The organism is Pantoea piersonii (assembly GCF_003612015.1).
GTDB classification, from domain to species: Bacteria; Pseudomonadota; Gammaproteobacteria; order Enterobacterales; family Enterobacteriaceae; genus Pantoea; species Pantoea piersonii.
Genome location: NZ_RARB01000001.1, coordinates 1,166,119 through 1,179,567, shown reverse-complemented (window position 1 = coordinate 1,179,567; position 13,449 = coordinate 1,166,119). Strand labels below are relative to the sequence as shown.

The following is a 13,449-nucleotide window of genomic DNA, read 5'->3' as shown; positions in this document are numbered from 1 at the left end:
GCCTGGGCTGGGGGCCTTGTCAGTAAGGACAAGCCCCGCGCCGGTATTACCACTCCGCGACTGAACCATCCGCATGGCGCCACAGCGGGTTATGCCAGTCTGAAACATTTTTACTGCGTTCAATCACCTGCGCCTCGTCGATCTCCACGCCGAGTCCCGGTTTCATTAAGGGTTTAAAAAAGCCGCCTTCCATGCTGAAGTCCTCTTTGTTTTTCACAAAGTCGAGCAGTTCCGCGCCCTGATTGTAATGAATGCCCATGCTCTGCTCCTGGAAAACTGCGTTGCGCGAGACGAAATCGACATGAAGACAGGCGGCGAGTGCGATGGGGCCCAGCGGGCAGTGGGGGGCGAGGGCGACATCCCAGGCCTCCGCCATAGCGGCGATTTTACAGCATTCGGTAATGCCGCCGGCATGAGAGAGATCGGGCTGCAGAATAGCCAGTCCGCCTGCCTCCAGCACGCGTTTGAACTCAAAGCGCGAGAACATACGTTCGCCCGCGGCGAGAGGCACAGCCGTTTGCGCCGCCAGCTTTGGATAATATTCAGCCTGTTCCGCCAGCACCGGCTCCTCAATAAACAGCGGACGATAGGGTTCCAGCTCTTTAATCAGGATTTTCGCCATCGGCGCGCTAACGCGGCCGTGAAAGTCGAGGCCGAACTCAATCTCATAGCCAAACGCTTCGCGAATTTGCGCCACGGTATTTACCGCGGCGTCCACTTTGCGCGAGTCGTCAATTATTCCCAACTCTTCGCAGCCGTTAAGTTTGAAGGTGTCAAAGCCGATTTGGCGTAATTTTTCAATACCGCCAATCACTTCTGCCGGTCGGTCGCCGCCCACCCAGCTGTAGGCTTTGATTTTATCGCGTACCAGACCGCCCATTAGCTGCCAGACCGGCGCGCCCAGAACCTTGCCTTTAATATCCCACAGCGCCTGGTCGATACCGGCGATAGCGCTCATCAGGATCGGGCCGCCGCGATAAAAACCTGCGCGGTACATGACCTGCCAGAGATCGTTGATGCGCGCCGGGTCCTGACCGATCAGGTAGTCGCCCAGTTCGTGTACTGCGGCCTCGACAGTGCGCGCGCGTCCTTCAATAATGGGTTCCCCCCAGCCAGTCACGCCTTCGTCGGTTTCGATTTTAAGAAACATCCAGCGCGGGGGTAAACGCCAGGTGGTGAGCCGGATTATTTTCATTTCACTGCCTCTCGGTATGCCTGAACAAATGCGGCCGCCTGTTGCGCGGTGCGTTCTACGGGTTGTCCGGCGCGGTAGAGATCGCTGCCGAGTCCGGCGCCTGCGCAGCCGGCATCAAGCCATTGCGCCAGGTTCTCCGGCGTTACGCCGCCAACCGCCAGCACCGGCACATCCGCAGGAAGCACCGCCTTCAGCGCTTTGATATAGCCCGGCCCAAAGGCTGATGAGGGGAAGATTTTTAACGCCTGCGCACCGGCATCCAGCGCGTTAAAGGCTTCGCTGGCGGTCGCGCAGCCGGGACAGACGATCATTCCCAGGCTTACGGCGTGGCGAATCAGTTCGGGCTGGATATTGGGCGTTACGATGAGTTTGCTGCCCATCTGAGCGAGCGTATCCACCTGTTCTGTTTTCAACACCGTTCCCGCGCCAATCAGCGCCTTGTCGCCGTAAGCATCCAGAATCAGCGGGATGCTTTTGTCCCACTGCGGGGAGTTAAGGGGGATCTCAACCGCATCAAAACCTGCATCGATCACGGCGCCGACGTGCGCCAGGACCTCATCAGGCTTTACCCCACGCAGAATGGCGATAAGCGGGAGTTCAGTTGGCCATTGCATTAACGATGCTCCTTATTCCTGCCTGAAATGCCGTATCGCCGGATATCATCGTCGCCTGACGACCCACAGCGGCCAGCGCCTGCTGATAACGGTTCGCCAGCGCTTCTCCGGCAACAAGGGTGATCTGCCGATCGCTAAAACGTTCGCTCATCGTGGCGACTTCCGCGCCAATCAGTAGTCCGGATAAAAATTCACTGACCTGCTCAGGGGGCAGAGCGCCAAGGAGGCGCGAGGCGCGAATTTCAAAAAGCTGCGGTAACAGCGCTGGCGACGCGATACCGCGATCGAGACCAGCGGTAAAGGCGTTCTGCGACGGTTGCTGCTCCGGTAACCCGGCGCCCAGCAGCGAATGGCGCAGCAGTATGTGGTGCAGTTCACCGGTCATGACGGTATGAAAATCTTGAATATGGCGCTCGTCAGCCTTTACCCATTTACAGTGCGTTCCCGGCATAACATAGAGAGAGGAGGGAGCCAGCGTTTGTGCGCCGAGCAGCTGCGTCTCCTCGCCGCGCATCACGTTATGGTGATCCTCCCGACAAACGCATAAACCCGGAACGATCCAGACGTTATCGTCGACGGCAGTGAGCTGTTCGCCGATCGTCGATAAACTGGCGGGCAGCGGCAGATAGGGAACGCTTTTCCAGCCCAGGTTGCTGCCTGCCATGCCCGCCATCACCACGGGCGTAGCGCTGTCGCGCCATCCCTTAGTCACATCCGCCAGCACCGCCTGCGGGGATTTTCCATTCAGCCGGGTAACGCCTGCCTCAGACTGCCTGCTCTCCAGACATTGGTCGTTCTCGACAAGCCAGGCGCGTAAATTGGTTGATCCCCAGTCAATGGCGATGTAGCGAAATGTCATGTGATCTCCTTTAACCGATGTGTCGAGCTGGCGATCATGGTGTAGGCCGCCTGCTCTGCCGCATCGCCGTTCTGCAGCCGTATGGCGTCGAACAACGCTTTATGTTCACGGAGCGTTTGCGGCATATTGGCTTCATCGCCTTTCCAGGTGCGCTCAAACACAGCGCGCTGCAGCGAGCTGATGGCTACGCTAAGCTGCTCCAGCACGGGATTGTGCACCGACCGCAAAACTGCCTCGTGGTAACGAATATCCGCTTCGTTAAAGGCTTCCCGGTTCTGATTGTTGGCGATCATCTCATTCAGCGCCGACTCAATCTGCGCCAGGTCCTGTGACGTAGCGCGCTCCGCCGCCCAGCGCGCTATAACCGGCTCCACAAGATTTCGCACTTCGCTCATGGCGGCGATCAGGTGTGGGTCAGCGTCGTTTTCCAGCACCCACTGAAGCACGTCCGTATCCAGGTAGTTCCACTGACTACGCAAGGTGACGAACGCGCCGTAATAACGCCTGATTTCAATCAGGCGCTTCGCCGTCAGCGAACGAAACACCTCGCGGATGATGTTGCGCGAGGTTTCGAACTCCTCACACAACTCTGTCTCTGCCGGTAACGCTGCGCCCGGAAGATATTTGCCGCTGACGATCTGTTTACCCAGGGTAATAACGATGCGATCCGTTTTATTGAGGTTCATAGCCACTCCGTATGTTCTGATTGTGCGCATCTACTTTACCCTGAGCGCTCAGTTTTACCGCATAGTTGAAGTACAGGTCGAACGTCAGTTTCCGTGACTTTTGCCTGATTGTAGTACGAATATTTACTGTTGTACTACAATGTAGATCGCAAAAACAGCAACCGATCGTAAAAGCTACCGCTACGCCAGTGGGCTGAGTAGCAGCGCTGGCTAACAGCTTTCGCATTACAGTCCGTAAATGTCGTATCAATCGCTTACATAGTTAGCGGCTGAAAAAGTCTCAGTCGGCAGCTTCTTTTGACAAATATCATTTAATGGTAAGGACAGAGTCTTTCAGCATCGATTGTTGATGTGGTGTTTATTTCAGAGGAGTAGTATTGGCTTCGAAATTAACAGTTTTTGATTCTGTTTAACACAAGGGGCAGGGCCATGTTCATTAAAAAAGCATCAGCAAGCATAATTATACTGGCGGCGGTTTCAATGCTTTCCGCCTGCGCAGGTCATTATATTATTTCTACCAATGACGGACATATGATCAATACCAACGGGAAGCCAGTTATCGATAAAGAGACTGGGATGATATCCTACGAGGATGTCGGCGGAAATATGCATCAGCTACAGAAGCAAAACGTAAAAGAGATTGTTAAACAGTAAGCGGCACCGCTTCCTGATTGTTGAGTCGTTCATAAGAACAGTAGCAGATATTTTTTATAAGGCGTAATTAGTTCATTTACGCCTTTCCCTGTCAGGCTGTGCTCGCCTTAAATAAATCATGGTTAAAGCTTTTATGAAGAAAATACTTTTACTGATATTGCCCCTTTTTCTGGCGAGCTGCGCTAATTATAAATGGGTGAAAGAGGGCGCAAGCGACAGAGACGAAACGGTAGTGGAAACCGCCTGTCAGGCTCAGGCGCTGCGCGACCTGCCGCCGGATAATAAGGTCAGCGGGAAAACGGTATCCCAGGATAAAAAGAACGGCGAATCTGATGTAAGTTATACCCTGAGCGATTCGAATGCGTCTCAACGAGATATTTTAGTCAAAGACTGCATGTATCAGAAAGGTTGGACTCAGATCGAGGTGCAGCAATAGTTTATCTGGCGCATGGAGAATATTTACCAGTTTAGCGCGCGCGCATCATAATATGAACATGCTCCTCTTATAAAACCCAGCGCGGACTTTGCCGCTGACTGAATAATTCCGCACGTCACTGTTTTTATCTCTTAGAACCGGAGGTCATCTGATGTTGAAAACTACAAAAGCGATGTTGCTCTCTTTAACCATGCTCGCGGCGGGTAGCGCTGTCGCATCGGAAAGTACGCCTGATCTTACCGTTTTTGCATCAAAGGATGCGCAGGGCAGCATCTGGAACAGCCGTACTGACCAGCCAGAATATCAGGTTACCTATAAAGTAACGATAAATAATATGAGCAAAGAAGCCTATACGCCCGATAAAGGTAAAAAAATGTGCTTCTTTCTTTTCAACAGCCAGGGGCGTCAGGTAAAGAATTACGGTATTCAATATGAACTTTATGCCCCTTATAAAGCTATGGAGTCGCGTAACGGCATCGTTATGTTTACCAGCCAAGATGCCTCTTTATTTGACTTGCCTTTTGTTAAGCTCGGCCTGGGCGACACCTGCCTTACCGCTGCGACCAAATAATAACCCCCCCCGCGCGCAAAATTAGTGCCATTTTGGATGATGTGTAAAATTAATTTATCAGCAGGAGTCTTTTCTGAAATGGCAGTGATAGCGTAATGATTTTTCGGGCGCGCAGAGGTTACTGGCGTTTCAGAAAAAAAGCTCCCGCTTCATTAGTCGTTGGCGACCGGTAGAGTGAAGCGGGATTGCCACTATGGCGAAGAACGGGACTGGCATTAATAATAATATTTACGGTTTCATGTATTAATTTTTCTCCGTAAATATCAGGCATTAATTTACCCGGAAATTGTTCTGAGTCAACGTGGTGTGTTACCGCAAAGCAGCTAAAGATTGATTATTGTGATGTTCGTGGCTTTTATTTTTTTTGCTGGCCATTAGTGTCGGGCTCTTGATCGGTGTCGCGTTGACAGGCGATTTATTAAGAATTGATCCTCATCAATTTATTCGCTTCAGGAGATTAACTCTTCACAGACGTTTAGCCAGGGTGTAACCCCACCGTTATAAAGTGAAGCGTAAATATTTAATCGGGAAAATGATAATGTTTAAAAAAGCGATCGCCTGTCTGGTGATAACATTAGGGTGCGCAGCTGTCTCCGGCTGCGTTGTGGCTGATGGTGGACATCATCATTACGCGCCTTCTTCAGGCAGACACCATCACGCCGGACCAGCTGGCAGCGCTTCTCAGCATATGGGGCCACCACCAGCCTATGACAGCAGCGCTCAGCATATGGGGCCGCCGTCAGCGTCTGACAGCAGCGCTCAGCATATGGGACCGCCGCCAGCATCTGTCAGCAGCGCGCAGTATATGGGGCCGCCGCCTGCGAATGATATTTAACGCGGGTAATGAAATGGCCCGCTTCTGCGGGCCGTTTGGTTTTCAGTGAACGCGGTAAGCGATCCGCGCCTGGCGCAGCGCTGCTGAACGTAACGAGAACAGGCGCATTACACCGGGATATGTCGCAGCCCGGCAAGATTCGCCAGCTATCGCAAAATTCGCTACTATCTGCCCTTACTTCTTAACCGGCAGCCTGATGTCTACCCTTTCAGATACCTTTATTGCTCCGCCGTGTCACGAAAAGATAGAGACGCTCTATCAGGATGAACACCTGGCGCTGATCGCTAAACCCTCCGGGCTGCTCAGCCTCTCGGGGAAAAATCCGCTCAATCTCGACTCGGTGCATCACCGGCTGGTTCAGATCTTTCCAGGCTGCACTCTGGTCCATCGTCTCGACTTCGGCACCTCCGGGCTGATGGTTATTGCGCGCAATAAGGCTATTAACGCCGCGCTCTGCCAGCAGTTCAGTCAGCGCACGGTCATTAAACGCTATAGCGCGCTGCTTTGTGGACATTTGGGCGATACCGAAGGCGTAATAGACGCGCCGATTGCCAAAGACCCGGCGCTGTTCCCGTTGATGTCGATCTGCGCGGTGCGCGGCAAGCCCGCACGTTCCCGCTATCGGGTCGTCGAGCGTTTTTATCAGGAGCAGGAGGGCGGAGAAGGGCTGTCGTTGACGCGCGTTGAACTTACGCCAGAAACCGGGCGTACCCATCAGCTGCGCATTCACTGCCAGCAGCTGGGGCACCCCATTTTGGGCTGTGACCTGTATGGCGGGCGGGAACTGCCAGGCAGCGAGCGGACGCCACGGCTGATGCTTCACGCCAGCGAGCTTCATTTTATCCATCCCGTCAGCGGAGAGCGGATAACCGCCCGTCACGCCTCTCCATTCTGACGGCGTAGCCACGGCTGGCGACGCTGAATCAGAGGATATTAAGGGGGAACGGAAGATGAAAAGCCCTCAGGGACTTTTCATATAAAGCGTTGTACAGCGAGGAATTACCACATCAAATCGTCAGGCACTTTAAAGTCAGCGTAGGGATCGTCTTCATCCTGCTCTTCCTGACTGAGCGCGCTGTTTAACACGATACTGTTCGCATCGCGCTGCGCAATTTTATCGGCTACGCTCGCGGGAATAATTGCGTATTCGCTCTCGCCGCTGCTGTCGGTCGCCAGACGCGCGATGGCGAGGCGGCCGCTAATCAGCTGCGCCTGAGTCGCCTTATCCACCTCTATTTTTTTAATTAAGTTATTATCAGTAAAGTTAAAACCAATAGTGCCTCGGGAGATGATAATCCGGTTCATCTCAATCAGCTGCTTCACCTGAGCTTTATACTCTTTTGAGAGAACAGCCTGTTTTTGCTGTTCGTTTAGCTGCCTGTCGCGCTCAAGCTGGGCTTTTTTATTTTCTTCTACTGCCTGCCTCGCTTCGCGTGCCTGAACGCGCGATTTTTTAGCCGTTCTCTGCACCTTGTCCATCTTTTTGCTGGTGACCAGGCCTGCTTTTAGCATCTGCTCTTGTAAGGTAAGTTTCGTCATCTTCGTTTCTAAGCCGGTTAAAAATTTCACTGAGTATACCTGTAATTTTACAGGCTGTACCGGGTTGAAGCCGTGGGCAACCCGCTACGCCGCAGGGATGCCTGCGCTTTTCACGGCCACCCGCGCGCTGCCTGCTCTCGTCGACATACCGTCATAATGGTTTCCCGCAGCCAGCGATGCAGCGGATCGGTCTGCATGCGCGGATGCCAGATAAGAGAGATGTTGATGGCAGGCGTCTCAACGGGCAGCTCAAAGTAGGCCAGATCGTTTTGGCGCGCGCCAGAGGCGAAACAGGCTGAGCAGGAAAGCGGAACCAGACCGAGAATATCGGAATCCTGCACCACAGGGATGGCGTTAGCGAAAGCGGGTAGTGCCATGATCACGCGCCGCCGCAAACCCAGCCGCTCAAGCGCGTCATCTACCGGTCCCCAGATTTTATTATGACGGGAGATAACAACGTGAGGGTAGCTGGCGTAGCGTTCAGCCGTCACGCCAGGCGTCTGTAAAAGGGGATGGTTCTGTCGGCAAATTCCCACAAACCGGTCATTGAACAGCGTTCTGATTTTAAGTTCCGGCGCATCGGTTCCCAGCACGCCGATTTCAAGGTCAATTTCCCCTCTGCGCAGCAGGTCAGCCTCTTTATCACGCTTGTTAACAAACACCAGCCGTATCAGCGGTGCCTGTTGCTGAAGCTCTTTTACCAGGGCGGCGGCGGTCAGATCGATAAAACTGTCATTGGCGCGAATGATAAAGCTGCGTTCCGTGCTGGCGAGATTCAGCTGTGGGTTTGCTGGCTGCAGAAGCGCGCATGCGCTGCGTGCGACGTGAGAGACGCGCCCGGCCAGTTCAGCCGCGTAGGGCGTTGGCACCATCTGACGACCCGCCTGGACCAGCAGCGGGTCGCCGGTAGCAGCGCGCAAACGGGCAAGCGTGCGGCTCATGGCCGAGGGGCTGAGGCCCATACGCCGCGCCGCACGGGTGACGCTGCATTCCGTCAGCAAAGCATCCAGAGCGGTGAGCAAGTTCAGATCGATGTCAGGCATAAGAAAGAGTTGATTGCGTGCGATGCAATCCATTGTTGCATGTGAGGCGTCTGGTGTAATGCTCCTTTCCTGTTTAGTTTGAAGATCCCTGCGAAGATTCCGGAGATCAACATGGCGCTGAACCCGTTACAAACGACACCCCCTCATATTTTGCTGATTGGCGCCTCGCGCGGCATCGGTCTGGCGATGGCTGAAGAGCTGCTCGCTCGCGGCTGGCGCGTCACCGCCACGATCCGCGCAGCCGCCTCTGCCGCTCTGGACAACCTTGCGGCCCGCTATGCGCAGGCGCTGACCCTGGAGCAGCTGGATATGACGGATGAGGCTCAACTTTCCCGGCTGCATAACCGCCTGCGGCACCAGCGTTTTAATGCGCTGTTCATCAATGCCGGCATAGCCAACCGGAATCAGAACGACACCATTGCAGAGGTGAGTACCGAAGAGTTTGCCCATCTGATGATAACCAATGCGCTTTCACCGCTTCGGGTAGCAGAACGGCTGCAGGAGCTTGTCGACGCGGACGGGCTGATCGGCGTGATGTCCTCCGGGCAGGGAAGTATCGGTAATAATCATCAGGGCGGCAGAGAAGTCTATCGCGGCACGAAAGCAGCCTTAAATCAGTACATGCGCAGCTACGCCGCGCGACAGGCGGTGCTTTACCCTGAGCGCGCTTTATTGCTGCTGGCGCCGGGCTGGATCCGTACCGAGCTGGGCGGAGAAGAGGGTGCCTACACGCTGGAAGAGACGATCCCCGATATTGTCAGCGTGATCGAGCGCAAGCGAAGCAAACCCGGCCTGGAATTTTTAGACCGTTTTGGCAAGGTGGTGCCCTGGTAAAGCCAGGCTATAGCTATTCTGACAATAACAAAACCTCGCAGGCGCGAGGTTTTGTTGATCGTTAATCGTCTGTCAGGCGATTTTAAAAATGGCGGTGGTACGGCTTAGCTGCGCCGCCTGATCTTCCAGCGAAGCGGCGGCAGCGGCGGCCTGTTGCACCAGCGCTGCGTTTTGCTGAGTCACTTCATCCATCTGTGTGATGGCAATGCCAACATGCTCGATGCCGTTAACCTGCTCGCCGGTGGCGGTATAGATTTCAGACATAATTTGCGACACGTCGCCGATCGCAGTGACTATGCCATTCATCGTCTTGCCAGCCTGCGCCACCAGATCGGTGCCTTCTGAGATACGGTGGTTTGAGGCTTCAATAAGAGATTTAATCTCTTTCGCCGCTGTCGCGCTGCGCTGTGCCAGGGCGCGTACCTCGCTTGCCACCACGGCAAAGCCGCGGCCTTGCTCGCCAGCGCGAGCCGCTTCGACCGCTGCGTTCAGCGCCAGGATATTTGTCTGAAACGCAATGCTCTCAATCGTACCGATAATATCGACCACGCTTTTCGAGCTATCAAAGATGGCCGCCATGGTAGTGACAACTTTATCGACCACTTCGCCTCCCTGCTGCGCAACCTGGGAGGCCTCAGACGCCAGGCTACTCGCAGTTTGCGCATTAGAGGCATTTTGTCTGACGGTCGCCGTTAACTCCTCCATGCTGGCGGAGGTTTCTTCCAGCGAGGCGGCCTGCTGTTCGGTTCGCGCAGAGAGATCGGTATTGCCCATCGCCACCTCTTTAGACGCTGTGTCGATAGATGACGCGGCGGTCTGAATATCAGAGACCACTTTCTTGAGCTGCTCCTGCATGGCGGCGAAGGTCGCGATCAAAATACCGGTTTCATCTTTTGAATGGGTAACCAGCGTTGTAGAGAGATCGCCAGCAGCGATCGCTCTGGCCGCTTTTACCGCCTCTTCAAGCGGCAGAACAATTGAACGGGCAAGAATGTAGCCTAAAGCTGAAGCGATACCCAGACCCAGCAGCGCGCCAGCAAACAGGGCCAGCCGGGTCCTGGCTTCAATAGAATCAACGGTATTCTGTCGTTCGCTGAGCAGGCCTTTCTCGCCGTTAACGATCTCATCAATGGTCCTGCGCATCTGATCCATCTGCGCTTTGCCGGTATTTGCTTCGAAAGAGGCGTTAAACTCTACCTGCGTCAGGGTCCCGGCATTGAGCGCGCGACGATGAGTCAGCAGTTCAGCGACGAATTTTTCCTGCCACTCTTGCTCCTGCTTCAGTAAATTGTTCAGGCGCTCCTGCTGAGCAGGGTTATCAGCGGTCAGCGATTTTGCTTCCTGCAGAAACTTAACAAAGTCATCTTTGCCCGACTTCCAGGGCTCCAGCATTTCCTCTTTACCATTAATGGCATAGCCGCGCAGGCCCGTCTCCATATTCACCAGACTCTGGGTCAGCGCGCGGCTTTTATCGATGACGCGCCAGCTGTGAATATTCCAGTCATTGGAATTTACGATACTGGAAAAGTTGTTGTAGAAAGTGGTGCAGAGCGCCAGCAACAAAACAACAACAGTGCCAAAAGCAAGAAGGAATTTTTTCTTGACAGGTAAATTTTTAAACATAGCTTTCCCGTTCCCCATACGTTAACAAAACAGTCTGCTGAATCGCAAAACTGATTAGTTATCGGCATGTTTCTTTTCCCCTTCAATTAAAATTCTGCGAGAGGGGATGCGTCTGTTTCGCGGTGGGTTATCTTTATGTTGTTTATTTTAAATAGAATGTTAAGTGACAGGCTTAAAGCGCTACGTTTATATTGATAAGCATCCATGCTTGAGGGTGTTAGCGAGACGCCAGAATAAAATGGGGGTGTTTACCAGCCAGTAATAACAGCAGTTCATATTCTCCCTGGCTGAGCAGCCCGGGACTGGATACAGCCTCTTTAAGTTGCCAGCTGCGCAGGCTCAGGTTGAAGCGTTCAGCGGCGCGCTCCTGAGTCAGGCCAGCGGCGACCCGAAGGGAACGCACATCGCTCTGTACAATGACGCCTGGCTTAAAGGGTTTTGTCTTCATAAAAAGTTTCTCTCTGTGCAGCCAGTCATGTTTCAGCAGGACTCTGTTTGGCATACACAAAACAATCGGTAAAGAGATAACAGAATTTCTGTAACAGGCGCGAAAGTTTCTGTTTCTGTCTGATCATCCGCCGTCACTGCCTGATATCGCAGGTGCATGTAATAACATTGTTAATGTAATTAGCGTGGCGGTTAATGGGATCGGTTTTTAACGCACTTTAATATTAACTGGCTCCTTTCAATTGGGTTTCGCTCTCGGAACCCTCTCATAATTTATCTTCACAATCGTTTAGGGATAAATCCGCTTTATATCCTGTACCAGACATTCAGGATGGGGGGCTTCGTACGCTGAATATTGTCCCGGTGCTTTTCCTTTGCCGGTAATAAGGACAAAGATATGAGAGACCCCATCGTTCGTCGCGTCCCTGCTGATCTTTCCTGCGTGGAAGTCAGCGAACAGTGGCAAATCACTTTCTGGATGCTGACGCTGCATATCACCCAGGATCGGCTTATACGCGCCGTAAAAGAAGCGGGGCAGGATATAGAAAAGGTGCGCAGCTGGCTGGAAGACAACCCGCCACCGCGCCGCCCCTGTTCCTGATGGTTTAGCGTATGCCGCTTAACCTCTGCGCCGCCGCAAACGGGTTAACGCCGTTGGGGCTAGCGAGAAGATGCCCGTCTTCCGCCGGCAGGTCAGCAGTTTTAAAGTGGCTGATCGCGCTGGCAAGGGTTTCCGTTCGTCCGCTGAGGCTGCCGGCGGAGGCGGTGACCTGCTGAACGAGCGAGGCGTTCTGTTGCGTTACGCGGTCAAGATCGGCAATAGCCAGTGTTACCTGAGAAATGCCTTTACTCTGCTCATCGGAGGCCAGAGCGATTTGCCCGATAAGATCGTTCACGGCAGCAACGCTCTTCGTCACGCTTCCCATGGTGTCGCCCGCCCGTGCGGCAACCACCGCGCCTTCCTGCACGCGCGTGACCGCGCCGCTAATCAACCCTTCGATCTCTTTGGCGGCAGCGGCGCTTCGCTGGGCCAGCGTCCGCACCTCAGAGGCGACGACGGCGAAGCCGCGGCCCTGTTCACCGGCTCGCGCCGCCTCAACGGCTGCATTTAACGCCAGAATATTCGTCTGGAATGCGATGCTGTTGATGGTGGCCGTAAACTGACGGATTTTTTCCGCCTCTTCGGCGATATCGCTCATCAGCGTCGAGACCGATGTCACCAGCGTCTCTCCTTGCTGCGTGGTATGAGTAGTCGCACCTGCAAGCTCGCGGGCTTCCCGCGCGCTCAGCGCGTTGTTTTTTACCGTTGCGGTCAGCTCTTCCATGCTGGCTGCGGTCTGCTCAAGCGCCGCAGCCTGACGGGTAGTGCGATCGGAGAGATCGGTGTTGCCGGCTGCGATATCAGCCGCTTCCTGACGCAGAACAACCGTGTTATCGCGTACGGACAGCACGGTAGTCAGCAAGCTTTGCTGCATCAGCCTGACCAGCGGAACCAGTTGCCCCACACAGTTACGACCAAATTCTTGCGGCTCTCGCGAGAGATCGCCCGCGGCAATCCTCTTGAAATACTCACGCATCACGCCAAGCGGTTTAACAAGGTGCGTTACCAGGAAGCGGTCGCAAAAAGCCAGCAACCCCAGCGTCACCAGCGCTGCGATAATAAAGGCGGCTTCCAGGCGATGGCGATCCCGGGTCATCGCCGCTTCGTCCGACGCGAGCTGATGCTGAAGCCAGACCAGGCGCTCATTTGACGCAGCCGAAAACAGCGCAGGCGTCTCGCTCAGCGCACGACGCACAGGCGCCCAGGCGGCCTCCTGGGGCAGATCTGCCTGCAGCGCCGCTTTTTCCGCAGGGGAGCCTGAGGCCATTACATTCCCGGCATGCGTCAGAAAGAGAAGCTGCGCGGTGAGGGCGTCTCTGCCCCCGTCTCGCTGGTGCATATCATGCAGAACAGCAGAACCGTAGGTGCCTGCCAGCGCGACGACAAGCAGGGCGGCAAGCAAAATGACCTGTACGACCCTGCGGATAGTAAAGTTTCTGAGAAAATACATAGAGGATTCCCCGGTGTTGTTATCGCTGTGTAAATGTTTATCGTATTTTATAATTAAAGTAG

The 13,449-nt window shown here is 54.2% G+C and carries 15 protein-coding genes; 6 read left to right on the top strand and 9 right to left on the bottom strand.

Annotated elements, in window-relative coordinates; translation table 11 throughout:
* Positions 1-46: 46 nt before the first annotated feature.
* The 4 genes from dgoD to dgoR are packed head-to-tail and all read right to left on the bottom strand — an operon-like array spanning position 47 to position 3,354.
* Complete coding sequence (gene dgoD / locus D7S44_RS05660; RefSeq protein ID WP_120452765.1) at positions 47-1,195, bottom strand: galactonate dehydratase; 1,149 nt, start codon at positions 1,193-1,195, stop codon at positions 47-49.
* On the bottom strand, positions 1,192-1,809 hold the full coding sequence (locus D7S44_RS05655; RefSeq protein WP_120452764.1) for a 2-dehydro-3-deoxy-6-phosphogalactonate aldolase: 618 nt from the start codon (positions 1,807-1,809) through the stop codon (positions 1,192-1,194). The genes dgoD and D7S44_RS05655 overlap by 4 nt, the downstream gene beginning before the upstream one ends.
* Positions 1,793-2,668 (bottom strand): 2-dehydro-3-deoxygalactonokinase, encoded by an 876-nt coding sequence (locus tag D7S44_RS05650; protein WP_120452762.1) that lies wholly within the window; start codon positions 2,666-2,668, stop codon positions 1,793-1,795. Before D7S44_RS05650 ends, D7S44_RS05655 begins: the two co-directional genes overlap by 17 nt.
* Positions 2,665-3,354, bottom strand: a complete 690-nt coding sequence (gene dgoR, locus D7S44_RS05645) for a D-galactonate utilization transcriptional regulator DgoR (RefSeq protein WP_120452760.1) — start codon at positions 3,352-3,354, stop codon at positions 2,665-2,667. The genes D7S44_RS05650 and dgoR overlap by 4 nt, the downstream gene beginning before the upstream one ends.
* Before the next feature lie 429 nt (positions 3,355-3,783).
* On the opposite strand from dgoR, the gene D7S44_RS05640 reads away from it, so the two are divergent.
* The 4 genes from D7S44_RS05640 to D7S44_RS05620 all read left to right on the top strand — a co-directional run bounded on the left by D7S44_RS05640 (position 3,784) and on the right by D7S44_RS05620 (position 6,745).
* The gene (locus tag D7S44_RS05640; RefSeq protein ID WP_120452759.1) at positions 3,784-4,008 is read left to right on the top strand and encodes a YgdI/YgdR family lipoprotein; all 225 of its coding nucleotides are present in this window, start codon (positions 3,784-3,786) and stop codon (positions 4,006-4,008) included.
* 133 nt (positions 4,009-4,141) lie between these two features.
* Entirely contained in the window at positions 4,142-4,444 is a 303-nt protein-coding gene (locus D7S44_RS05635; protein WP_120452914.1) for a hypothetical protein, read from the top strand.
* A gap of 151 nt (positions 4,445-4,595) precedes the next feature.
* Positions 4,596-5,015: a DUF4354 family protein gene (locus tag D7S44_RS05630; RefSeq protein WP_120452757.1), complete on the top strand. Its 420-nt coding sequence runs from the start codon at positions 4,596-4,598 to the stop codon at positions 5,013-5,015.
* A gap of 1,031 nt (positions 5,016-6,046) precedes the next feature.
* Positions 6,047-6,745, top strand: coding sequence for an RluA family pseudouridine synthase (locus tag D7S44_RS05620; RefSeq protein WP_120452753.1), 699 nt, complete (start codon positions 6,047-6,049; stop codon positions 6,743-6,745).
* Between the two features lie 104 nt (positions 6,746-6,849).
* Here D7S44_RS05620 and D7S44_RS05615 read toward each other — a convergent pair whose 3' ends face one another.
* A complete protein-coding gene (locus tag D7S44_RS05615; RefSeq protein ID WP_120452912.1) occupies positions 6,850-7,389 on the bottom strand; it encodes a DUF2058 domain-containing protein in 540 nt (179 codons plus the stop codon).
* A gap of 110 nt (positions 7,390-7,499) precedes the next feature.
* Positions 7,500-8,432, bottom strand: coding sequence for a LysR family transcriptional regulator (locus D7S44_RS05610; RefSeq protein ID WP_120452910.1), 933 nt, complete (start codon positions 8,430-8,432; stop codon positions 7,500-7,502).
* Positions 8,433-8,543: 111 nt separating this feature from the next.
* On the opposite strand from D7S44_RS05610, the gene D7S44_RS05605 reads away from it, so the two are divergent.
* Positions 8,544-9,266 (top strand): SDR family NAD(P)-dependent oxidoreductase, encoded by a 723-nt coding sequence (locus tag D7S44_RS05605; RefSeq protein WP_120452751.1) that lies wholly within the window; start codon positions 8,544-8,546, stop codon positions 9,264-9,266.
* Between the two features lie 72 nt (positions 9,267-9,338).
* Here D7S44_RS05605 and D7S44_RS05600 read toward each other — a convergent pair whose 3' ends face one another.
* Together D7S44_RS05600 and D7S44_RS05595 are read right to left on the bottom strand one after the other, a co-directional pair.
* On the bottom strand, positions 9,339-10,889 hold the full coding sequence (locus D7S44_RS05600; protein WP_120452749.1) for a methyl-accepting chemotaxis protein: 1,551 nt from the start codon (positions 10,887-10,889) through the stop codon (positions 9,339-9,341).
* A 217-nt stretch (positions 10,890-11,106) separates the two neighbouring features.
* Positions 11,107-11,337, bottom strand: coding sequence for a transcriptional regulator (locus D7S44_RS05595; RefSeq protein ID WP_120452908.1), 231 nt, complete (start codon positions 11,335-11,337; stop codon positions 11,107-11,109).
* A 396-nt stretch (positions 11,338-11,733) separates the two neighbouring features.
* On the opposite strand from D7S44_RS05595, the gene D7S44_RS05590 reads away from it, so the two are divergent.
* On the top strand, positions 11,734-11,937 hold the full coding sequence (locus D7S44_RS05590) for a DUF3606 domain-containing protein (protein WP_120452748.1): 204 nt from the start codon (positions 11,734-11,736) through the stop codon (positions 11,935-11,937).
* Between the two features lie 4 nt (positions 11,938-11,941).
* Here the strand turns inward: D7S44_RS05590 and D7S44_RS05585 are convergent, their stop codons facing one another.
* A complete protein-coding gene (locus D7S44_RS05585; protein ID WP_120452746.1) occupies positions 11,942-13,387 on the bottom strand; it encodes a methyl-accepting chemotaxis protein in 1,446 nt (481 codons plus the stop codon).
* Between the last annotated feature and the right edge of the window lie 62 nt (positions 13,388-13,449).

What these genes read in the sequence shown, in the direction of transcription:
- D7S44_RS05620 (WP_120452753.1), top strand. Translation starts at nt 6,047, where the DNA reads ATGTCTACCCTTTCAGATACCTTTATTGCTCCGCCGTGTCACGAAAAG.
- D7S44_RS05640 (WP_120452759.1), top strand. Translation starts at nt 3,784, where the DNA reads ATGTTCATTAAAAAAGCATCAGCAAGCATAATTATACTGGCGGCGGTT.
- D7S44_RS05650 (WP_120452762.1), bottom strand. Translation starts at nt 2,668, where the DNA reads ATGACATTTCGCTACATCGCCATTGACTGGGGATCAACCAATTTACGC.
- D7S44_RS05610 (WP_120452910.1), bottom strand. Translation starts at nt 8,432, where the DNA reads ATGCCTGACATCGATCTGAACTTGCTCACCGCTCTGGATGCTTTGCTG.
- D7S44_RS05655 (WP_120452764.1), bottom strand. Translation starts at nt 1,809, where the DNA reads ATGCAATGGCCAACTGAACTCCCGCTTATCGCCATTCTGCGTGGGGTA.
- D7S44_RS05595 (WP_120452908.1), bottom strand. Translation starts at nt 11,337, where the DNA reads ATGAAGACAAAACCCTTTAAGCCAGGCGTCATTGTACAGAGCGATGTG.
- D7S44_RS05585 (WP_120452746.1), bottom strand. Translation starts at nt 13,387, where the DNA reads ATGTATTTTCTCAGAAACTTTACTATCCGCAGGGTCGTACAGGTCATT.
- dgoD (WP_120452765.1), bottom strand. Translation starts at nt 1,195, where the DNA reads ATGAAAATAATCCGGCTCACCACCTGGCGTTTACCCCCGCGCTGGATG.
- dgoR (WP_120452760.1), bottom strand. Translation starts at nt 3,354, where the DNA reads ATGAACCTCAATAAAACGGATCGCATCGTTATTACCCTGGGTAAACAG.
- D7S44_RS05600 (WP_120452749.1), bottom strand. Translation starts at nt 10,889, where the DNA reads ATGTTTAAAAATTTACCTGTCAAGAAAAAATTCCTTCTTGCTTTTGGC.
- D7S44_RS05635 (WP_120452914.1), top strand. Translation starts at nt 4,142, where the DNA reads ATGAAGAAAATACTTTTACTGATATTGCCCCTTTTTCTGGCGAGCTGC.
- D7S44_RS05615 (WP_120452912.1), bottom strand. Translation starts at nt 7,389, where the DNA reads ATGACGAAACTTACCTTACAAGAGCAGATGCTAAAAGCAGGCCTGGTC.
- D7S44_RS05590 (WP_120452748.1), top strand. Translation starts at nt 11,734, where the DNA reads ATGAGAGACCCCATCGTTCGTCGCGTCCCTGCTGATCTTTCCTGCGTG.
- D7S44_RS05605 (WP_120452751.1), top strand. Translation starts at nt 8,544, where the DNA reads ATGGCGCTGAACCCGTTACAAACGACACCCCCTCATATTTTGCTGATT.
- D7S44_RS05630 (WP_120452757.1), top strand. Translation starts at nt 4,596, where the DNA reads ATGTTGAAAACTACAAAAGCGATGTTGCTCTCTTTAACCATGCTCGCG.